The sequence below is a fragment of the Exiguobacterium sp. HVEsp1 genome, assembly GCF_002009685.1.
GTDB classification, from domain to species: Bacteria; Bacillota; Bacilli; order Exiguobacteriales; family Exiguobacteriaceae; genus Exiguobacterium; species Exiguobacterium profundum.
Window position 1 is genome coordinate 1,343,094 of sequence record NZ_KV917367.1, and the last position, 19,690, is coordinate 1,362,783.

General features: G+C 49.1%; 21 protein-coding genes and 1 pseudogene. 15 read left to right on the top strand and 7 right to left on the bottom strand.

The genetic code is table 11. The annotated features are described in order from the left end of the window. The first annotated feature begins 69 nt into the window (after window positions 1-69). The 9 genes and pseudogenes from BV910_RS06925 (at window position 70) to hisIE (ending at window position 7,020) form a co-directional block, all read left to right on the top strand. A complete protein-coding gene (locus BV910_RS06925) occupies window positions 70-993 on the top strand; it encodes an ATP phosphoribosyltransferase regulatory subunit (protein WP_078146778.1) in 924 nt (307 codons plus the stop codon). After that, a complete protein-coding gene (gene hisG, locus BV910_RS06930; RefSeq protein ID WP_078146779.1) occupies window positions 990-1,598 on the top strand; it encodes an ATP phosphoribosyltransferase in 609 nt (202 codons plus the stop codon). The genes BV910_RS06925 and hisG overlap by 4 nt, the downstream gene beginning before the upstream one ends. Beyond that, window positions 1,595-2,812 (top strand): histidinol dehydrogenase, encoded by a 1,218-nt coding sequence (hisD, locus tag BV910_RS06935; RefSeq protein WP_078146780.1) that lies wholly within the window; start codon window positions 1,595-1,597, stop codon window positions 2,810-2,812. Before hisG ends, hisD begins: the two co-directional genes overlap by 4 nt. Next, window positions 2,809-3,825, top strand: a complete 1,017-nt coding sequence (locus BV910_RS06940; protein ID WP_078146781.1) for a pyridoxal phosphate-dependent aminotransferase — start codon at window positions 2,809-2,811, stop codon at window positions 3,823-3,825. Before hisD ends, BV910_RS06940 begins: the two co-directional genes overlap by 4 nt. Continuing rightward, window positions 3,812-4,399, top strand: a complete 588-nt coding sequence (hisB, locus tag BV910_RS06945; RefSeq protein ID WP_031423922.1) for an imidazoleglycerol-phosphate dehydratase HisB — start codon at window positions 3,812-3,814, stop codon at window positions 4,397-4,399. The genes BV910_RS06940 and hisB overlap by 14 nt, the downstream gene beginning before the upstream one ends. Next, a complete protein-coding gene (hisH, locus tag BV910_RS06950; RefSeq protein ID WP_078146782.1) occupies window positions 4,396-4,983 on the top strand; it encodes an imidazole glycerol phosphate synthase subunit HisH in 588 nt (195 codons plus the stop codon). Before hisB ends, hisH begins: the two co-directional genes overlap by 4 nt. After that, window positions 4,961-5,674: a 1-(5-phosphoribosyl)-5-[(5-phosphoribosylamino)methylideneamino]imidazole-4-carboxamide isomerase gene (gene hisA / locus BV910_RS06955; RefSeq protein ID WP_078146783.1), complete on the top strand. Its 714-nt coding sequence runs from the start codon at window positions 4,961-4,963 to the stop codon at window positions 5,672-5,674. The genes hisH and hisA overlap by 23 nt, the downstream gene beginning before the upstream one ends. Continuing rightward, a complete protein-coding gene (hisF, locus tag BV910_RS06960; RefSeq protein WP_078146784.1) occupies window positions 5,667-6,434 on the top strand; it encodes an imidazole glycerol phosphate synthase subunit HisF in 768 nt (255 codons plus the stop codon). Before hisA ends, hisF begins: the two co-directional genes overlap by 8 nt. Further along, window positions 6,383-7,020, top strand: a pseudogene (hisIE, locus tag BV910_RS14905) (bifunctional phosphoribosyl-AMP cyclohydrolase/phosphoribosyl-ATP diphosphatase HisIE). Before hisF ends, hisIE begins: the two are co-directional and overlap by 52 nt. 38 nt (window positions 7,021-7,058) lie before the next feature. Here the strand turns inward: hisIE and BV910_RS06975 are convergent. Continuing rightward, the gene (locus BV910_RS06975) at window positions 7,059-7,982 is read right to left on the bottom strand and encodes a DUF7916 family protein (RefSeq protein ID WP_078146787.1); all 924 of its coding nucleotides are present in this window, start codon (window positions 7,980-7,982) and stop codon (window positions 7,059-7,061) included. Between the two features lie 85 nt (window positions 7,983-8,067). Between BV910_RS06975 and BV910_RS06980 the strand changes: the two genes are divergently transcribed. Then, the gene (locus BV910_RS06980) at window positions 8,068-8,622 is read left to right on the top strand and encodes a maltose acetyltransferase domain-containing protein (protein WP_078146788.1); all 555 of its coding nucleotides are present in this window, start codon (window positions 8,068-8,070) and stop codon (window positions 8,620-8,622) included. A 22-nt stretch (window positions 8,623-8,644) separates the two neighbouring features. Here the strand turns inward: BV910_RS06980 and BV910_RS06985 are convergent, their stop codons facing one another. From BV910_RS06985 to BV910_RS07010, 6 genes are all read right to left on the bottom strand, one after another. After that, entirely contained in the window at window positions 8,645-9,658 is a 1,014-nt protein-coding gene (locus tag BV910_RS06985; RefSeq protein ID WP_078146789.1) for a pyridoxal phosphate-dependent aminotransferase, read from the bottom strand. Beyond that, complete coding sequence (locus tag BV910_RS06990; protein WP_078146790.1) at window positions 9,655-10,422, bottom strand: transporter substrate-binding domain-containing protein; 768 nt, start codon at window positions 10,420-10,422, stop codon at window positions 9,655-9,657. Before BV910_RS06990 ends, BV910_RS06985 begins: the two co-directional genes overlap by 4 nt. Before the next feature lie 123 nt (window positions 10,423-10,545). Continuing rightward, window positions 10,546-11,055 (bottom strand): P-loop nucleotide/nucleoside kinase family protein, encoded by a 510-nt coding sequence (locus BV910_RS06995; RefSeq protein WP_143404757.1) that lies wholly within the window; start codon window positions 11,053-11,055, stop codon window positions 10,546-10,548. Window positions 11,056-11,215: 160 nt separating this feature from the next. Continuing rightward, window positions 11,216-11,566: a VOC family protein gene (locus tag BV910_RS07000; protein WP_078146792.1), complete on the bottom strand. Its 351-nt coding sequence runs from the start codon at window positions 11,564-11,566 to the stop codon at window positions 11,216-11,218. Then, a complete protein-coding gene (locus BV910_RS07005; RefSeq protein WP_078146793.1) occupies window positions 11,563-12,117 on the bottom strand; it encodes a DNA topology modulation protein in 555 nt (184 codons plus the stop codon). The genes BV910_RS07000 and BV910_RS07005 overlap by 4 nt, the downstream gene beginning before the upstream one ends. 6 nt (window positions 12,118-12,123) lie before the next feature. Continuing rightward, window positions 12,124-12,624: a hypothetical protein gene (locus tag BV910_RS07010; protein ID WP_078146794.1), complete on the bottom strand. Its 501-nt coding sequence runs from the start codon at window positions 12,622-12,624 to the stop codon at window positions 12,124-12,126. Between the two features lie 137 nt (window positions 12,625-12,761). Here BV910_RS07010 and BV910_RS07015 point away from each other — a divergent pair, with 137 nt between their 5' ends. Genes BV910_RS07015 through mutL form a run of 5 tightly spaced genes read left to right on the top strand, consistent with a single transcriptional unit; the run spans window position 12,762 to window position 19,592 of the window. Then, window positions 12,762-14,228 (top strand): phytoene desaturase family protein, encoded by a 1,467-nt coding sequence (locus BV910_RS07015; RefSeq protein WP_078146795.1) that lies wholly within the window; start codon window positions 12,762-12,764, stop codon window positions 14,226-14,228. Window positions 14,229-14,239: 11 nt separating this feature from the next. Further along, window positions 14,240-14,698, top strand: a complete 459-nt coding sequence (locus BV910_RS07020; RefSeq protein ID WP_078146796.1) for a GNAT family N-acetyltransferase — start codon at window positions 14,240-14,242, stop codon at window positions 14,696-14,698. Window positions 14,699-14,756: 58 nt separating this feature from the next. After that, a complete protein-coding gene (locus tag BV910_RS07025; protein WP_012726155.1) occupies window positions 14,757-15,188 on the top strand; it encodes a YlbF/YmcA family competence regulator in 432 nt (143 codons plus the stop codon). 53 nt (window positions 15,189-15,241) lie between these two features. Further along, window positions 15,242-17,770: a DNA mismatch repair protein MutS gene (mutS, locus tag BV910_RS07030; RefSeq protein WP_078146797.1), complete on the top strand. Its 2,529-nt coding sequence runs from the start codon at window positions 15,242-15,244 to the stop codon at window positions 17,768-17,770. 4 nt (window positions 17,771-17,774) lie between these two features. Continuing rightward, the gene (gene mutL, locus BV910_RS07035; protein WP_078146798.1) at window positions 17,775-19,592 is read left to right on the top strand and encodes a DNA mismatch repair endonuclease MutL; all 1,818 of its coding nucleotides are present in this window, start codon (window positions 17,775-17,777) and stop codon (window positions 19,590-19,592) included. Window positions 19,593-19,690 lie beyond the last annotated feature (98 nt).

Consider the following 19,690-nt stretch of genomic DNA (forward strand, 5'->3'; position numbering starts at 1 on the left):
TATCTGTTTGATAAATTTAACACAATACTTTAGTTTGGTAAAGTGATAACAAGATAAAGGGTGGTTATGATGATTTGGTCAAATTCAAAAGGTTCGATTCCAGAAGGCTGGTATGAACTTCAATCAGGAGATGTCATCCGTCCAAAACGATGGATGTTGTCATTTTTAGAGAAGGCAGAGTCGAGCGGCTACGCAGTCATCGATCCACCGCTTCTCGAATACTATTCACATTATCAAAATTTAGCGCTCTTTGACGAGTCAGCCTATTATCGATTGTTCGGGAACGACGGGGAACTTCTCGTCATGCGCCCTGACTATACACTACAAATCGCAAGAAAGTTAGCAGACGGTCATGAACCGATGCGTGTCGCTTACGCTGGTGCCGTCTATCGTCGGACGGTCAAACATTCCGGGCAACCCCATGAACGGCAACAGCTTGGACTCGAATGGGTCGATGGCGAAGAGAAGGACAGTCATCTAATTGAGTCCTTTCTCGATATGACGGAAGGGGTCCTGCCTACCGAACGTTTGACCATCAAAATTGGGTCAGCAGCCGTCATCTCGCTCATCGCGAAAGAGACAGGGATTCAGGAACGAACATTCCGAAAAATCTTAGCACTTCGAAACTTAGAATCATTACGTGAATTAGCAGAGACGTATCGCTATCCGTTGATTGCGAAGCTGCCCTTTTTAATCGGGAATTCTGCACTCGAAGAATTACGGGCTGAGGCACCGGAATCTTTAAAGGAAGCCATCGATGAAGTCGACGAGGCAGTAAAACACTTGCGTACCATCGGTTTAGAGGTGTCTTACGATTTCGGTCAAACGGGAGACTTTGATTACTACTCAGGATTGACCGTGACGGGAAGTGTGGAAGGCAAGCGTGTCCTTTCAGGAGGACGATATGATTCACTCTATGGACATTTTGGACACTCGAGACGAGCGTTCGGAATGTCGCTCGATTTAGAACAGTTAGATGAGGTGATTAAATGAAAGTAGCGGTCGCGAAAGGTCGGATTGAAAAAGCAGCCCGTCAATTTTTTGTCGAACGTGACTTACCCGTATGGCCAGAGAAGCGGGGACGTGAGTTGACGGTACAAGCAGGAAATCATGAATTCATTTTCGTCAAAGGGGACGACGTCTATAAATATGTGATGCATGGAGCGGCAGATGTTGGCATAGTCGGCGGTGATATTTTACGAGAAAAAACGCCAGGCGTACTCGAAGTCGTCGATTTACCGTTCGGTCGCTGTCGAATGGCCGTGTGTGGTCCAAAAGTTCGACGCAACGGCACAAAGAAATTGAAAGTGGCGAGTAAATATCCGAATATCGCCATATCACACTTTGCATCGAAGCGACAAAACGTAGAAGTCATTGCATTGAACGGGTCAGTCGAACTGGCTCCGTTAACGGGACTCGCTGATTGCATCGTCGACATCGTCGAGACAGGCGCGACGTTGGCTGCAAACGACTTGGAAGAATACGAGGCGATTTTTTCAATCAATGCAAAATTCATCACGAGTGAGACAGCTTTAGCGGAACAGCCTGACGAATTGAAGGCCTGGATTCGAAAGATGAGTCAGGAGGAGAACGCATGAGTACAGAAACGAATCGCTCAAGGCGCGAAGCTTGGGCCGAAGCCGTGAAACCGATCGTGGAATCGATAGAGGCCCGCGGAGACGAAGCGCTGCTTGAGTGGACGAAACAATTCGACGGGGTCGACCGAATTGAATCGGTCGATTTGGCCAGCTTTAATCCGCCAGTCGCATATGCTGAATTGACAGAGGCGCTGTCGTTAGCAGCAGAACGGATTCGTGCATTTCACGCGCGCCAAGTCCGACAAGACGATGTGTTCGAAGATACGATGTTCCGACTTGGGAGACGCTATATGCCGCTGGATTCGGTAGGGGTTTATGTACCAGGTGGGACAGCCGTCTATCCGTCGAGCGTCCTGATGAATATCATTCCGGCGAAAGTGGCCGGTGTCAAACGAGTCGTCATGGTCACCCCACCAAAAGCAGATGGGATTGACATTTCCCTTTTGATTGCAGCAAAAATCGCAGGTGCCGATGAATGTTTTCTAATCGGAGGTGCCCAAGCCGTTGCCGCACTCGCATATGGGACAGAAACGATTCGTCCGGTCGATAAGATTGTCGGACCCGGAAATGCTTATGTTGCGACGGCGAAGGCGCTCGTCTCACACATCGTCGGGATCGACTCCGTCGCCGGACCGTCTGAAGTGTTGATCATTGCCGATGAAACGGCGAACCCGAAGTGGGTTGCCGCCGACCTGCTCGCACAAGCGGAACATGACGTCGAGGCGACGGCGATCGCGCTCGTCACGTCAGAAACCCTTCGCAATCAAATCGAGCAGGAGCTTGAGCGACAATTAGCGCAATTACCACGCCAGGACATTGCGAGAGAATCATTGAAACGTGGCGGAGTCTTATATCGGACAATCGAGGATGCAATCGAATACGCGAACACGATGGCAGCGGAGCATGTCCAGTTGGCCGTAAAAGATCCTGAGGTGTTGATGCGTGCGATTCGTCACGGTGGTTCGTTCTTTCTCGGACATGAGGCGGCCGAAGCATTTGGAGACTATATCGCTGGACCGAACCACGTCTTGCCTACGAGCGGGACAGCCCGCTTCTCTAGTGGACTATCGGTCGATGACTTTTATCGCCGTCAGACATTCCTTGAGATGACAGAACTGGATGAGACGATTACAAAGGCCGCGATTCGAATCGCCAAACAAGAACAATTAGAAGGACACGCCCGTGCGATGGCTGTTCGGATGGAGGACGTATGAGACGAAATTATCAGAACATCCCACGCTATGTACCTCATGCCGCTTCGGGATATGCGCTCAATCAAAATGAAAGTCAATATCCGTTACCAGAACGTCTCGAACGAGCTATTCGAGACGTATCACTCGAGGCACTCAGCCGTTACCCAGTCGAAGAATTGCTCGCTTTAAAAGCAAGCTATGCTGACTATGCGGGAGTCGAGCCGACGCAACTCATGGTCGGCAGCGGGAGCGATGAGCTATTGGCCATCTTGAGTCAGGCGATTTTGGATACGGAAGACCGTGTGGTCGCACCGGCCCCAGACTTTTCGATGTATGGCATCTATACACAAATTGCCAGAGGGCATTTCACACAACCGGACGAACAGGGTTTGCGTTACGAGACGTTGACTGAGGTCACTCGAACAACCGACCCTAAACTCGTCTTGATCTCGAATCCGAATAACCCGACCGGAAAGATGTGGACACTAGACGAATTGTCTGACATTGCGACACGTGTACCGTATCTGGTCGTGGATGAAGCCTATATTGATTTCACAATGAAAGATTCATTTGTGTCTCGATTGAGCGAATATTCGAACGTCATCATCTTACGGACGTTATCGAAAGCGTTCGGTCTAGCAAACCTCCGGATTGGTTTCATGATTGCATCTGAAGAAATCATCGAACAGATTGACCGCTTCCGTTCGCCATTCAATGTCAGTGGTCTCAGTGCCGCTGTCGCCAACGTCGTCTTACGAGATGAAACGTATATTCAAGAGTCGATTCAGTTCCATACGGCGCAACGTGAGAAGTTAACGGAGTTGTTACGACCAGTCGGTGAGATTTTACCGAGCCGTGCCAACTTCATTTATGTCAAAACGGATGATAGTGAAGGATGGGCATCCCGCTTCCTTGATAAAGGAGTCCATGTACGTGCTTTTCCCGATGGACTACGTGTCAGTGCAGGGACAGACGAGGCGTATGCCTTAATCCGACAAACGATTGAAGAGGTGAATTCTGTTGAGAACAGCTGAACTAAAGCGTGAAACGAAAGAGACAAAAATTGATATTCAATTAAATCTAGACGGAACAGGTGAAAGTTCTATCCAAACAGGGGTCGGCTTCTTCGATCACATGTTGACGTTACTTGCTTTTCACAGTCAGATGGACTTGCATGTGAAAGTTGAAGGTGATACGTGGGTCGATGCCCACCATACGGTCGAGGATGTCGGGATCGCACTCGGTCAGCTTATCGCCAAGTCACTCGGGGATAAAGTCGGAATTCGCCGCTACGGGTCGAGTTACATGCCGATGGATGAGACGCTAGCACGAGCGGTCATTGATGTGTCTGGGCGTCCCTTCCTCGTCTATCAAGCGGATATTCGCAATCCGAAGCTTGGTGATTTTGATACCGAGCTCGCTGAGGAATTCTTCCGGGCCGTTGCCATGAATGGTCGACTTACACTGCACTTAGCTGTCCTGTACGGGTCGAACTCACATCACATGATTGAAGGGTTGTTCAAAGCGTTCGGACGAGCGCTTGCCGAAGCGGTCTCGAGCGATGGGACGAATCGTCTCCCTTCTACGAAAGGATGGATCGAAGGATGAAAGTAGCAGTCATCGATTATGGTATGGGAAACGTATTTAACGTCGAACGTGCGTTACAGGCCATCGGTTGCTACGTCGTGATCACGAACGATGCAAATCAAATTGAAGAGGCGGATGCCGTTTTACTTCCTGGGGTCGGTGCCTTCCCGCAAGCGATGCAATCGCTCGAACAGACGGGTCTTATCCCACTCTTGCAACAGATGGCGACGGAAAAGCCATTTTTAGGGATCTGTCTTGGGATGCAGCTCTTGTTTGATTCGAGCACGGAAGGTATGCCGACAAAAGGTCTCGGGTTGATTCCGGGAACGGTCGAACGGATGCGAGCGAAGCGTCTCCCACACGTCGGATGGAACTCGATCCTTCGCGATGAGGATGTCTATTTTGTCCACTCTTACCATGCCGTGACGGCGGACGACTACATTGTGGCGGCAGCTGATTATATGGGTGAGAAAGTTCCGGCAATCGTTCAAAAAGGGCTCGTGACGGGCATGCAGTTCCACCCGGAAAAGAGCGGGACGTTCGGTCTCAGCTTACTTCAAGAATGGAAGGAGGCGGTCGAGCGTGAGATTACTACCCGCCATTGATTTGATTGGAGGCAAGATCGTCCGTTTGACGGAAGGTGATTTTTCTACGGAAGAACAATACGGAGATCCGTATGAATTATTAAAAGCGTGGCAAGGGAAGGTCCCGATGATTCACTTGATTGATTTAGAAGGGGCCAAGGCAGGTGAGCCGCGTCATTTAGACGTTGTCCGTTATGCGAAGTCTCTAGGGTTCCTTGTCCAGACAGGAGGAGGAATTCGTTCAGAAGCCGCACTTGATGCGGTCATGGAAACCGGTGCGGATCGCGTCCTTTTAGGGACGAAGGCGTTTACGGATCCTGACTTTCTAGACATGGCGATTGAAAAGTATGGCAAGCGAATCGCTGTGGCACTCGATGCCTATGACGGGAAGGTCGCCATTAACGGATGGCAGGAAGCGACAAAACTCGATGACATCTCGGTCGCTCAAGACCTTGTCAAACGGGGGATCGAAACGATTCTATATACCGATATCGGATCCGATGGGAAACTGAATGGACCGAATTTTTCTCGCATGAAAGCGTTACGTCAAATCGTCAACGTCACATTGATTGCCTCAGGCGGTGTGACGACTGAAGAGGACGTGAAGGAACTGAAGATGGCAAAAATTGATGAGGCTGTCGTCGGGAAAGCACTTCTGTCCGGTAAGGTGAGCATCGAAGAACTGATTGAATGGGAGGCGCGTTATGCTTAAACGCAGAATTATTCCATGTCTTGACGTGAAAGAAGGTCGTGTCGTCAAAGGGATTGAGTTCGTACAATTACGAGACATCGGTGATCCGGTCGAAATCGCGAAATATTACGATGAGTCCGGAGCCGATGAACTTGTCTTTCTCGATATCGCGGCAAGTACGGAGCGTCGCCAGACGATGCTCGATGTCGTCAGTGCGGTAGCGCGGAAAGTATTCATCCCGCTGACGGTCGGAGGTGGGATTCGTTCACTAGAGGATATCTCGTCACTATTAAAAGCAGGGGCGGACAAAGTATCGTTGAACACGCTCGCTGTAGAATCCCCAAGTCTCATTCGTGAAGCGGCCGATCGTTTCGGTTCACAATGTATCGTCGTCGCAATCGACGTAAAGTTTGAAGATGGCGAATATTATGTGTACACATATGGTGGAAAACAGAAGACGGACCTGTTGGCGGTCGAATGGGCGAAACAAGTGGCCGCGCTCGGTGCGGGTGAACTTCTTGTCACGTCCATGAATCAAGATGGAAAGCAGAGCGGTTATGACCTTGCGATTTTAGAACAACTTCGTGAAGTCGTCGACATTCCGATTATCGCATCCGGTGGGGCAGGCAATGCCGAGCACGTAGTCGAAGCGCTTGAGAAAGTCGATGCCGCATTACTTGCATCCATCTTACATGACCGAAAAACGACAGTAGAAGAGGTGAAGCACGTATGCACGAGTCACAACTTGCCGATGCGGTTCGTTTCGACGAAAATGGACTGATTCCCGCCATCATCGTCTCAGACGACGACGGGGCGGTCCTCATGCTCGGATATATGAATGATGAGGCAATCCGACAGACGCTTCGTGAACGGGTCGTCACGTTCTGGTCTCGTTCAAAAGGTCGGCTTTGGATGAAAGGGGAGACGAGCGGAAATACACTGGACGTCGTCAGCATCCACGTCGACTGTGACCAGGATGCGCTTCTCGTTCGTGTTCATGCGAACGGTCCGACGTGTCATACCGGTAATCGAAGCTGTTTCTTTACGGAGGTGAACGTATGATTCATGAATTGGAACAATTGATTCAATTTAGAAAAAATGAACCGAAAGAAGGTTCGTATACGACTTATTTATTGGAACAAGGCGTTGAAAAAATCGCGAAAAAGTTCGGGGAAGAAGCGTTTGAGGTCGTCATTGCTGCTATGACGGATGAAGAATTGGTTGAAGAGTCAGCCGACCTTCTGTATCACTTACTCGTCTTGTTAGCAGCCAAAGGTGTGCGCTTAGAGGATGTGGAAGCGTTACTCGCCAAGCGTCACGGTACTACCACACCGGCGAAACCACGTCGCGACGTCACGGAATGGTAAATAAAAGAGGAAGGAGACGCGCTCCTTCCTCTTTTGTATTACCGATTGACCGAGGCGGCCATGCGAATGTATGTATGACGTCGCCCGCGAATGGCAATGGAAAGTGCCTGAATGTTCTCTGGGACGGCAATCCCCGACAGTCCGGCGTCACCGATGTGCACGATGTCTGCTCCGCCTCGTTTTGAAGAGAGCGCAATCTCCCGAACGGTCGCAACATCTGCACCTTCTTGTGACGTTCCAATCGCCGCTAACGTGAGAGCACCGAGCGATTGCAACTCCTGAACGAGTTCGTAGAACGATTCTTCACGGACACCAGGTACGGTGCCTGGAGCTGGTAGTAGGATAATGTCTGCGCCGGCTTCGACGAAGCGGATATACGCGTCGCGGTCCAATACATTGCCGGCACCAGCCTGATGCATTTTCCCGGCAATGATGACCCCTGCGAATTCACGACGCGCTTGGATGATCGCTTGTTCGATGGCTTCATTCGTAACTCCGGTATTCGGATTGCCTGTCAAACAGACGAAGTCAATCCCGAGCTCAGATGCTTTTTGGAACGCTTCGATTGAAGCGAGCCTGCCTCGTTTCACTTCATTCATCTCGGACGACTTCTCTGAAAAATCGACAGGTTCCAAGTTGACTCCAATTGGCAATCCGATCAGACGTTTTAGTTCTAGAATCGGATGGTCGCTCATCTCATCACCTGGCATGTCGCCGAACAGCGCGTGACTTTCGAGTCCTTTGATGTACGGGTGAAACACATCCAACATATTCAATAAAATCAAATCGGCACCGAACGCTCGCGCGAGTTCTGCGTTTGTCACTTCTGGATAGAGTGGCTGCACCGTTGGGATGACCTCGGCCATGACCGTTCGACCTTCTGCTTTTCGAATCGAATCGACTAAATCTTGACGATTAAACGTGATAAAATCACTTGCCCGACATTCCAGTATTCGTTTCATATGATCTGCCTCCTTCTGCTCATCCTTATCTCTATTCCCTATACCGTTCAAAAATCCTCTATACTACAAGTGAGGAGGGATGAACATGACAGAAAAAGAGAAGATGATTCGTGGTGAACTGTATTTAGCTGGTGATGAAACGCTCGTTACAGACCGTAAGCGTGCCCGGAGATTGACTGAACGATTCAATCGTTTAGGGATCGATGAGTTGGAAGAACGAAATGAGATTCTTAGTGAGTTACTCGGTTCAACGAAAGGGTCGTATTATATCGAACCGAATTTCAAATGTGATTATGGGTATAACATCCACGTAGGAGATCGATTCTATGCGAATTTTGACTGTGTCTTCCTAGACATCTGTCCCATCACGTTTGGGGATGACTGCATGCTTGCGCCGGCGGTACATATTTACACGGCAACACACCCGATCGACCCGATTGAGCGCATCTCTGGATATGAGTTCGGGAAACCCGTGACCATCGGGGACCGAGTATGGATTGGTGGTGGGGCCATCATCAATCCGGGGGTGACGATTGGGGATGAGGCAGTCATCGCATCCGGTGCCGTCGTCACAAAAGATGTACCACCTCGAACAGTCGTCGGAGGAAATCCGGCACGTGTGATCAAGACGATCGACTGACAAAAACTCCTGAACACGAGGTTCAGGAGTTTTTTACATGAATTGTTTTCTTGTATTTCTGAATAGCTGTATGTACAAGATGAAGCGCCGACTCGTCTCCGATCGTCACCCGAATCCCCGTAGGTTGTTTCGACGTGTGTACGTTCAAGTCAGTAAAATGGGCCCACACTACTTCAGGTTGCTCGAGCTCGACATACAAAAAGTTCGTCGTGGCAGGGATGACATGACCGATGGTTTCGAAGGCTTGCGCCCACTTTTGCCGCATCTCGTCATGCCATTCGATTGTTTCTTGAAGATAACTCGCATCTTTTAAGAAGATATTGCAAATTTTAGCACTCACTCCGCTGATATTAAATGGCGGGATGAATTGACGGAAATAGTGTGCGAGTTCGCAGTTTGTCACCATGAATCCGATTCGTACGTTTGCCAATCCGAACGCTTTTGACATCGTGCGAAGGACGATGAGATTCGGAAGGGTGGCAATGAACGGGATCATGCTCGCATCTGGTGTGAAGTCCATGTACGCCTCATCCACCACGATATATGGCACGAGTGAGGCGAGATGCGTCAACTCTTCTACGGTCCAAAGCTTCCCGGTTGGATTGTTCGGATTCGAAAGGAGAAGAAGCTTTGGATGATGCGTCTCAATCGCCTTTACCATTCCTTCATACGATAAATCAACGGCTTGAACATGATGACCGTGTGCGATAGTCGTGAAGATTGGGTACATCGAAAAGTCAGGTGCCGGAGACAAGACGATGTCATGTGGTGCGAGCAATGCTTGCGTCACGACATGAATCATCTCATCACTCCCACAACCGACGAGTAATTGCTCGGGTGTGACGCCAACGTACGCAGCGTATTGTTCGAACAATTCATTGATCGGTTCGACCGGATATTCGTGTAAGTCATCATACGTCAACGAATCAAGCTGATTCTTGATGCGGTCAGGTAACGGGAATTGACTTTCATTTTGGTTTAACCGATGTCCCGTCGGATATACGACGGGATAGATCGGTAGCTCGACTTGTCTCATTCAGTTGGCTCCATCGAGAACCATTTTTTCACCAATTCATCGATTTCGCCAGACGCCATCATTTTGTTCAATTCTTCGTTGAACTGGTCGCGTAACTCATCATCTAATTTGAAGGCAGCAGCTGATCCTTTTTCGCCATCCTCTTTCAAAGCGAATGTATAGAGGCTGTCATCTTGGTCTAAATACTTTTGTGCGACCGTGTCTTCGATGACCATTGCATCGATTCGACCTGTGTTCAACTCTTGAACGATTTCAGGGATCTTGTTCAACGATACGAGTTCAGCGTCAGGTGCTTGTTCTTTAGCGATATTTTCTTGAATCGAAGCTGTTTGGACACCGATTTTCTTACCAGACAAATCTTCGATTGCCTGAAGGGACTCGTCTTTAGTCATGATCAAGTTTGTCGCGGATAGATAGATGTCTGAGAAATCGGCATTCTCTTTACGCTCTTCTGTTGGCGTCATCCCGGCCATGACGAAGTCGACACGCCCGCTATTGAGGGCTCCGAGTAAGCTACCGAAGTCCATATCTTCAATCTTCAATTCGTAACCGAGGCGTTCTGTGATTGTCTCCGCGATTTCAATATCAAATCCGACAATCGCATCTCCGTTTGCCGTATCGACAAATTCATATGGGAAGTAATCGGCGCTTGTCCCCATGACGAGCGTTTTTTGTTCTGTCGCTTCACCTTCTGTCTCTTGACTACATGCACCGAGTAATACTGCGCTCATCATAAGTGTACCTGCTAATAACCATTTTTTCATATGTGTATAATGCCTCCCTGTTGTAGATGAGACTAAGTGTATATGTATGATTATTAATTGTAAAGCATAAATATACAAAATTATTAAAAAGAGAAGCACTTTCTATCTAAAAGCGTTCTCTTCTTAGTTTTTCAACAGATACGACATAATTCGCTCAATCGGAATTTCTCGATTGTCCATCGTATAGGTTTGTAAGTAAGAATGGTTAGTAGGCCGTTTGCAGTGTTCATTCATCTTAGACCAATTCTCATACGAAACTTGATCAATTTGACTCGGTCGTCTGACACGGTTTCGAAGTCGTGTGTTAATTTCTTCGTAATTTTCATGACGACACTCGATATAACGGTAAGTCGCTCCGTACTTGGTGGAAATCGCTATCCCTTTATCGAGCATTTCATCATAGAGACATGGACTGTCGAGAATGACGTTTTGTCCAAGTGATAGGTGATACTCGACGAGCGACCAATCGACATCATAAGCCATCTTCCCGATTTCTCCATCCGAGAAGTTGCCATCAGGAAGCGTATGGAGTAGGGCGGTCTTTGAAACATCATGATCGATGATGACTGCGGGTACGTGTTGGATGATACGCTTAGCCAGTGTGGATTTTCCTGATCCAGGTGTTCCAGACATTTGAAGAAAAAACAGATGATCACCTCACATCTAAGTAGGAGCAAATCTTATTACTCATACAACTTGATTTATTTGTTAAAAAGGCTCATTTCCTAAAGATAATCTTCGATACAATCGACCTGAATAACCTGATAAGGTTAGTTAAAGGTTTGATCCGATGTTAGCATTTGCATACCATGATGACGTTCCCGTCAAGATCTTTGAAATTGAACCAATGTTCGTGCTCAATGGGTGTAATGACCTCAATGTCGTGTTGAGTCATATAAGAATAAGCTTGATGAATATCGTGTGTATTTAAGTGAAATAGTGGTGTCTGGATGATGTTATCTTTTGAGTAGATGTTACTATCTAAAACAAGGTTAGTACCCTCTAATGGAATGACATATAAATGGTCGAATAAGATTTCTCCTTTTGTTGAAAGATCGAATAAATCACAATACCAGTCACGCGCTATTTGAATATCACTTACCGGAATAAAGATGGTGCCGATTTTGTGAAGGATAGGGTTCATAGAAATTCCTGCCTTTTCATTTGATGAATGAAGTTTGTAACATCTTTCTGAGAATTTAAGACGATGATCTGTTTCTCGTGAGAATATTGTTTGATTCGTTTGACCATCTCTGGCTTTTGAACGTCAGGAAAATTCCAAACCCACTTGAGGAATGCGAAATCGAGTTTTTCCTCACAGGATGCGCCCAAGTCCGGTCGCGTCGTACCACGATATCGGACGACTCGTTTAAGGACACGGTATATACAGACGATGCGTGGAAGATCGATTAAAATGACAGTGTCCGCTGCCTGTAGTCGTAAATCAAGCGTATTCCCGAAGTTTCCATCGATGATCCATTCATCCTTCTTCACGAGTTGTTGTTGGATATCGATTCGTTCCGCTCTCGGCGCCATCACCCATCCTGGTCTCCACATGAGAGCGTCCAAATGATAGACATCGAGATGTAATCGTTCACCGAGTTGACGGGCGAGTGTGGATTTCCCCGCACCGCCAGAACCGATGATCATGATGCGTTTCATATTTAGATTGCTATCAATCGTTAAGCTGCTCATCTACTCTTATTCATCCTCCAATACAATCCATTTCTTCAATTGACCGTCCTCTTCGTAAATGACCCGCACATCCATCTGTCCGATGACGAGACGTTGTTCCGAACTGAACACGACAATCGGATAGTTCGTGGACACGGGCTTGTCCGTCTCAAAAATAGGGCTATGCGCCTGCATCGCGTAATAGCCGTCCGATCTCGTGTTGGCTGCCCCTGCATCAATCTGAGTCACATGTTCAAATCCTCTCAGTCTGAGCACATAACTATAAGACGTTTTCGCCCCTTGTTCGAGACGCCATTCTTCGATGGTGGCTGATTTGTCGTCCATAGATCGCTCTTCTAGCACTTTTTGTGCCGTATACTCTTTTTCGTAAGGAATCATCTCTTGAATGCTGACGACGGTCATCGTCGCGAGTTTGAGCGATTCCTCGGAAGGCGGGGTAATCAGTATACCAATAAAGATGAGGATGGGAATCAACAAATAGACCATGACACGACTACGCATTTTCATCACCTTACCTTTTTAGATGTAAATTATTTCTGCATAAAAGAATGGGAACCCTTTAAAAGACATCCCGAATCTCTAAAACCGATTCATTTCTTCAATTTTGTAAAGGAGCGGGTATGATACAGAAAGGAGGGATGTTCATGAAAATCGGGGTCATTGGTGGGGGCGTTGCGGGATTGACGGCAGCTGCGCTCACGCAACAAGAAGGACATGACGTAACCGTCTTTGAAGCGTCGCGTGAATGGGGTGGGTGTGCCGGCAAGTTTCAACGGGGTGACTATTTGTTTCCTGCAGGGGCAACGCTCGGTATGGGGTTCGAACGAGGAGGGGTCCATCAGCGGGTTCTTCAGAAATTGGGCGAATCGGTCGAGGTGACGTTACTGGACGCGGTGATGGACATTCAACTGCCTGACGTCACCGTCACCTACTATCGCGACCGCAAGCGTCTGCTTGATGAGCTCAGTCGCGTATTCTCAGAGCATTATGGGTCAATCCATGCGTTTTACCGTGAAGTGTGGGACGATTTTGAGAGGATTCGTCCGTTGTTTCAGCAGTTACCTGCTCTTCCACTTCGCACGGTCTCGGATATGATCTATGCACTAAAAGGGTTCCGGTCGAATCAAATCACAACGCTCCTCAAACTCCAGCGGCCACTCGGTGACACGTTAGCTCGTCATGGATTAAACGGTACAATGTTCGAGCGATTTATCGATGGCGTCCTGCTCGACAGTTTGCAGACCGGTGCGAAAGAAGCGAGTCATTTACTCGGTGCAGTGGCGCTGTCAGTCTATCACGAAGGAGCGTACTATGTGGAAGGTGGACTGTATCAATTGGCTCATGCGTTAGAGCGCGCCGTACGGACGTTTGGTGGGGAGACGAAATTAGGGAGAGACGTCCAGTCCATCGAACGAGTGACGGATGGATGGCTCATCACCGATCGAAGAGGACGACTTGAACTAGTCGATGTCATTGTTTCCGCCATCCCGATTGAGCGGACGAGCGAACTTCTGAGAGGACAAGAACAACGATGCTTCAAACGACAATACCGCAGACAGTTGAAGCAGTCGCAATGGGGCACGTTCAGTCTCTATCTCGTCTTGCCTGAGGATGTGTGTCGACAGAAACCGCTGTTTCAACAAATCTATCACGAGCGATTACCGAGTGGGCATGCGTTCATTTCCATGTCCGCGCCGGATGACGTGTTGCGCACAGAAAAACCGGAACGGACCATCACGGTATCCACACATATCGATTTATCAGAATGGCAACATTGGAAAGACCGGGCGGCATATGAGAAACTAGAGCAAGAATGGACCAATCGTCTCGTCGACGTCGTCGCAACTGCTTTTCCCGCTTGGGACCGCGAGTCGTCACTACTTCTTCCTGGTGGACCCGGGGCATGGGTGAAGTATACGAAGCGACCGCATGGGGCAGTCGGAGGTTATGCGCAGACTCCTAGCCAGGCGCTCTTTCGCGCTGCGAGTTATCGCACCGACTTGCCGAACTTTTTTGTGTGCGGGGATACCGTATTTCCAGGAGCGGGGACGATTGGCGCGATGACGAGCGGATTACATGTCGCCCGGGCACTCGGGGTGACGATTGATTAGGGGGAATAATGATGAAGAAAAGAACATTTGATGAACTGACAACGATTGAGTTGTATCGCTTACTGGCGTTACGAACTGAGATTTTCGTCGTCGAACAAAACTGTCCGTATCAAGAAATCGATGGAAAAGATGAACAAGCCATCCATTATTGGATTGAAGAAGATGGAGAGATTGTCTCCGCCCTTCGCGTATTGACGGAAGCATCTCCGGTCGCCATCGGACGTGTCGTCACGAAAGCGACGCATCGAGGGAAAGGGTATTCCCGCCTCTTGATGGATGCGGCAATCAAAGATTTTGGACATGAGACGTTATACCTGCAAGCGCAGACGTATGTGGAACCTTTTTATGCCTCGTTTGGCTTCAAACGGACGAGTGATGTGTATCAAGAAGATAGTATTCCACATGTCGATATGTTACGTGAATCAACGAATCCCGCTAGTACCGTTTCGGAATCGTTCATGTTAGAATGAGAAAGAACATTCACGTACTTTTGAGCACGATTACATTATAGACATAAAGGGGTTTACAATGGTGACCGATCAACAAGTAATTGCAAAAGCAAGAGAATTGGCAGATGTATTAGCACAAACACCAGAAGTGGCACGCTTCAAAGAAGCGGAAGCGAAAGTAAACGGAAGTGACCGCGTACAGACTTTGATTAAACGAATCAAGTTCTTACAAAAAGAAGCCGTCAACTGTAAGCACTATGGTAAGACGGAAGCACTTGCGAAAGTCGAGCAAAAGATTGATAAAGCGATGGAAGAACTCGATTCAATTCCGGTCGTTCAAGCGTTCCAGGAAACACAAGTCGAAGTGAACGATTTGCTTCAATACGTGACGGTCACGCTCGCGAACTCCGTGACGGACCGTATCATCGAATCGACGGACGGCGACGTCCTTGCAGGGAAGACAGGGAGCGGCATGGCGGCTGAACAAGCACGCGGCGGCTGCGGATACTAAAACGACACAGCTGGCCGATGGTCAGCTGTTGTACTTTCTAGAGGTGAATCAACATGCAAGAAGTCCATCAAACACCAATGATGAAACAATATTTCTCTATCAAGGCCGACTATCCAGACGCCTTTTTATTCTATCGACTCGGCGACTTTTACGAGTTGTTTTTTGAAGATGCACAAATTGTTGCAAAAGAGTTAGAGCTCACGCTCACTTCTAAAAATGGAAAGCAGGCCGAGCATCCGATTCCGATGTGTGGCGTTCCGCATCATTCCGCGGCAATCTACATTGAACAATTGATTGAAAAAGGTTTTAACGTCGCCATCTGTGAACAGATGGAGGATCCGAAAGCGACGAAGGGACTCGTGAAACGGGAAGTCATCCAAGTGATCACGCCGGGTACATATATGGCGTCACTCAGTGAAAAAGAAAACCGATATCTCGTCGCCATCTCGGACGTCGCAGGGCGATTCGGAATTGCTCGCGGTGACGTCACGACGGGGGAATCATGGTTGACGACACTCTCGTCAGAAGAGGCCGTCTTGCGGGAAATCGAAGGATTGCTTCCGAACGAGGTCATCGTCGAGGATGAACGACTCGCTGATTTATTGCGACAGACCGGGATCCCACTTTCGATTCAAGTGGACAAGCGGAATAGTCCACTCGCACAAGGTGCAAAAGATGAGGCACAACGCTCGGCATTTGAGTTGCTGTTTGCCTATCTCACGAAAACACAGAAACGTTCACTTGACCACTTGCAACCAGCTGTCGCCTATGAGGTTGAACAGCATATGCAACTTGACGCCAACACGGCCCGAAATCTTGAGTTGTTCCGTTCGGCTCGTTCAGGGGACCGGAAAGGGTCACTCCTTTCACTCCTTGATGAGACGACGACGGCGATGGGCGGTCGATTGTTGAAACGTTGGCTCGAACAGCCACTTTATACAGAGCAAGGCATCAGAGAGCGACAGGATGCCGTCGAGAACTTGGTGGACGACTTCATGTTGCGCGATCAACTACAAGAAGAGCTGAAGCGAGTCTACGATATCGAACGCCTTGTCGCTAAAGTTGGGTACGGGACGGCGAATGCGCGAGATCTCGTCCAACTTCGCGACACGCTCGAGCGGATGCCTTCTGTCCGGTCACTCTTACAAACAGTGAAAGCGGATCGCTTGCAGCAAATCGAACAAAATCTCGACTCGTTCGAGACGTTGAGTGAACACCTTCGGGCTGCCCTCGTCGATTCACCACCGATCTCGACGAAAGAAGGTGGGATGATTCGTCACGGATACTCGGAAGAGCTCGACGAACTGTTAGAAGCGAAAGCGAACGGGAAATCGTGGATTGCCAACCTCGAGCAACAGGAACGCATCGCGACCGGCATCAAGTCGTTGAAGGTCGGGTATAACCGCGTATTCGGTTACTACTTGGAAGTGACGAAAGCAAATGCGAAGTTGCTCGAAGAAGGGCGTTATGAGCGGAAGCAGACATTGACGAATGCGGAACGTTACATTACACCTGAGTTAAAAGAGAAGGAAGCGCTCATCTTAGGAGCGGAAGAGAAGAGCTGTACGCTCGAATATGATTTGTTTGTCGCACTTCGCGAAGAAGTGAAGACGTATACGAAGCCCCTTCAGCAGCTGGCTCGCTCACTCAGTGAGTTGGATGTTCTCCTCGCCCTTGCCGTCGTAGCCGAGAAACGGGAGTATGTGCGTCCAATTACAGCGAAGCATGTACAAATCGAACGCGGGCGTCACCCTGTCATTGAAACGGTCTTGCCGCGAGGCGAATATGTCGCCAATGACTTGACGCTTGACGACACACGTCAAATGTTACTCATCACCGGACCGAACATGTCCGGTAAATCGACGTACATGCGTCAATTTGCCTTGATTGCAATCCTTCATCAAATCGGTTCATTCGTCCCGGCAGAAGCGGCGGAACTCCCGCTCTTTGACCGCATCTTCACACGAATCGGTGCGGCGGACGATTTGGTGAGCGGACAGTCGACGTTCATGGTCGAGATGACCGAGACGCGCCAAGCCGTTACCGAGGCGACGAGCAATAGTCTGATTCTATTGGATGAAATCGGTCGCGGGACGTCGACGTATGACGGGATGGCGCTCGCACAGGCAATCGTTGAATATATCGCCTCGTCAATCGGTGCGAAGACACTCTTCTCGACGCACTATCATGAACTGACAGTGCTCGAAGATTCGATTCCGACACTTGAGAATGTTCATGTCCGGGCGATTGAGCGGGATGGACGAGTCGTCTTCCTCCACGAAGTGCATCCGGGACGTGCCGATAAATCGTATGGGATTCATGTGGCGGAATTGGCTGAACTTCCGGATTCATTGATTGACCGGGCCCGGACGATTCTGTCAGAACTCGAATCCGAAGCAACGAAACCAGCTTTGAACGAGCAATCTGCTCCACCTCAAGTGGAAGAAGTCAGCCAGTTGTCATTGTTCGAGTCGCATGACGCTGTTCGAGAACAGCTGTTCAAACTCGATCTATTGGCAATGAATCCAATCGAAGCGATGCAGGCGCTCTACGAACTGCAACAGACCGCAAAGAAAGGGTGAGTCGATGGGAATCATTCGAGAGTTACCTGAACAGCTCGCGAACCGAATCGCAGCCGGGGAGGTCGTCGAACGACCGGCTTCCGTCGTCAAAGAATTAGTCGAAAATGCGATTGATGCGGGAGCGACGAAAGTGGATGTCGACTTACAAGAGGCGGGCATCCGTCTCATCAAAGTCCGTGACAACGGGCATGGGTTCCATGAAGAAGACGCGGCGCGAGCCTTCTTGCGGCATGCGACGAGTAAGATCCGGGACGAGCATGACTTGTTTCGGATTCGGACGCTCGGCTTCCGCGGTGAGGCGCTCGCCTCGATTGCGTCGGTCAGCCACGTCTCCTTGAAGTCAAAGCGAGCAGATGAGGATGGTTTTGAGATGACGCTTGAAGGTGGAGTCGTTAAGGCGACGAATCCGACGGCGACGAACGTCGGGACCGAAATTGCGGTCAGTCAGCTCTTCTTCAACACACCGGCACGGCTGAAATATTTGAAGACGTCAGCAACGGAACTTGCAAGTATTACGGATACGTTGAACCGTTTAGCGCTGTCTCATCCGGAGATTCGCTTCACCGTCTTTCATGAAGAGAAAGAATTGTTGCGTACGAACGGGAATGGAGACTTGAAACAAGTCATGCTTGCCATCTATGGTCGCCAAGTCGCCGCACAAATCGTCACGGCGTCGAGCAAGACGAACGATTATACGCTGAGCGCCCATCTCGTGCGCCCGGAAGTGACCCGTTCGAACAAACAGTACGTGACTCTCATCTTAAACGGTCGAAGCATCAAGAACTTTGCACTGACCCAAAGCGTGCTTGAAGGCTACCATACGCTCTTACCGATCGGTCGCTATCCAATTGCCGTGCTCGAAGTGAAGATGGACCCGATGTTGATTGACGTGAACGTCCATCCGACGAAACGTGAAGTGCGTTTGTCGAAAGAAAAAGAACTATGCCAGCTCATCCGAGAGACCGTTCAATTGACGCTCCGGGAGCAACGTCTCATTCCGTCTGTGAAACAAGAGCCGAAGCCGAAACGTGTGACACCGTCCGAACAGTCGAAACTCGACTTTTCGATGGAGCCCCAACCTAAACAGGCAGATCCGGTCGAGTGGAACTATCCGATTCCTCGGGAGCGAAAAGAGTCGCTCACGTCTCCTTCCCAATGGAATCCGTCTCCGCTCGTTCATGAACCGGAACCAGAGATGATTGAACCAAAACAGGTCGAAGAGCCTGTACGTCAGTCGGAGCGTCTTCCGGCGTTAGACGTCATCGGGCAACTGCATTCGAGTTATATCATCTGTGGAGCGGAAGACGGGATGTACGTGATGGACCAACATGCCGCTCAGGAACGCATCAAGTATGAGTTGTTTTATGACCAGTTAGGACGTCCGGAAAAAGAGTATCAGCTTCTATTGATTCCGCTGACGTTAGAGTTCACGCAAGAAGAGACGCTCGCTATCGAAGAAGTGCTCCCGCTTCTAGCGGATGCAGGCATCACGTTAGAGCCGTTTGGGGGTAACACGTTCCTTGTCCGTGAGATTCCGACATGGTATCCGCAACATGACTTAGAGGGCACGATTCGTGATCTGGTGGAGATGGCCATTCAACAGCGGTCAATCGACATCGCGAAATATCGCGAAGAAGCATCAATCCACATGGCGTGTAAACGATCGATCAAAGCGAACCATCCACTCAATAGGGAGATGATGCGACAATTGATTGATGATTTGAGTCGTACGACGTCTCCGTTTACCTGTCCGCACGGGCGACCGATTCTCGTGAAATGGAGCACGTATGAGCTTGAGAAGTTATTTAAACGCGTCATGTAATCGTCTTGTTACCTTGTTTTAACACGATGTAACGTTTATGCAGGAGCCCACATGGGAAAACTATACACATGTCACTCAACGCATCGAGGTTGAGAGGT

Bases quoted from the DNA above. Each gene is read 5' to 3' on its own strand.
- BV910_RS06925 (WP_078146778.1), top strand. From the start codon at position 70: ATGATTTGGTCAAATTCAAAAGGTTCGATTCCAGAAGGCTGGTATGAA.
- hisG (WP_078146779.1), top strand. From the start codon at position 990: ATGAAAGTAGCGGTCGCGAAAGGTCGGATTGAAAAAGCAGCCCGTCAA.
- hisD (WP_078146780.1), top strand. From the start codon at position 1,595: ATGAGTACAGAAACGAATCGCTCAAGGCGCGAAGCTTGGGCCGAAGCC.
- BV910_RS06940 (WP_078146781.1), top strand. From the start codon at position 2,809: ATGAGACGAAATTATCAGAACATCCCACGCTATGTACCTCATGCCGCT.
- hisH (WP_078146782.1), top strand. From the start codon at position 4,396: ATGAAAGTAGCAGTCATCGATTATGGTATGGGAAACGTATTTAACGTC.
- hisF (WP_078146784.1), top strand. From the start codon at position 5,667: ATGCTTAAACGCAGAATTATTCCATGTCTTGACGTGAAAGAAGGTCGT.
- BV910_RS06975 (WP_078146787.1), bottom strand. From the start codon at position 7,982: ATGAAACGAATACTGGAATGTCGGGCAAGTGATTTTATCACGTTTAAT.
- BV910_RS06980 (WP_078146788.1), top strand. From the start codon at position 8,068: ATGACAGAAAAAGAGAAGATGATTCGTGGTGAACTGTATTTAGCTGGT.
- BV910_RS06985 (WP_078146789.1), bottom strand. From the start codon at position 9,658: ATGAGACAAGTCGAGCTACCGATCTATCCCGTCGTATATCCGACGGGA.
- BV910_RS06990 (WP_078146790.1), bottom strand. From the start codon at position 10,422: ATGAAAAAATGGTTATTAGCAGGTACACTTATGATGAGCGCAGTATTA.
- BV910_RS06995 (WP_143404757.1), bottom strand. From the start codon at position 11,055: ATGTCTGGAACACCTGGATCAGGAAAATCCACACTGGCTAAGCGTATC.
- BV910_RS07000 (WP_078146792.1), bottom strand. From the start codon at position 11,566: ATGAACCCTATCCTTCACAAAATCGGCACCATCTTTATTCCGGTAAGT.
- BV910_RS07005 (WP_078146793.1), bottom strand. From the start codon at position 12,117: ATGAGCAGCTTAACGATTGATAGCAATCTAAATATGAAACGCATCATG.
- BV910_RS07010 (WP_078146794.1), bottom strand. From the start codon at position 12,624: ATGAAAATGCGTAGTCGTGTCATGGTCTATTTGTTGATTCCCATCCTC.
- BV910_RS07015 (WP_078146795.1), top strand. From the start codon at position 12,762: ATGAAAATCGGGGTCATTGGTGGGGGCGTTGCGGGATTGACGGCAGCT.
- BV910_RS07020 (WP_078146796.1), top strand. From the start codon at position 14,240: ATGAAGAAAAGAACATTTGATGAACTGACAACGATTGAGTTGTATCGC.
- BV910_RS07025 (WP_012726155.1), top strand. From the start codon at position 14,757: ATGGTGACCGATCAACAAGTAATTGCAAAAGCAAGAGAATTGGCAGAT.
- mutS (WP_078146797.1), top strand. From the start codon at position 15,242: ATGCAAGAAGTCCATCAAACACCAATGATGAAACAATATTTCTCTATC.
- mutL (WP_078146798.1), top strand. From the start codon at position 17,775: ATGGGAATCATTCGAGAGTTACCTGAACAGCTCGCGAACCGAATCGCA.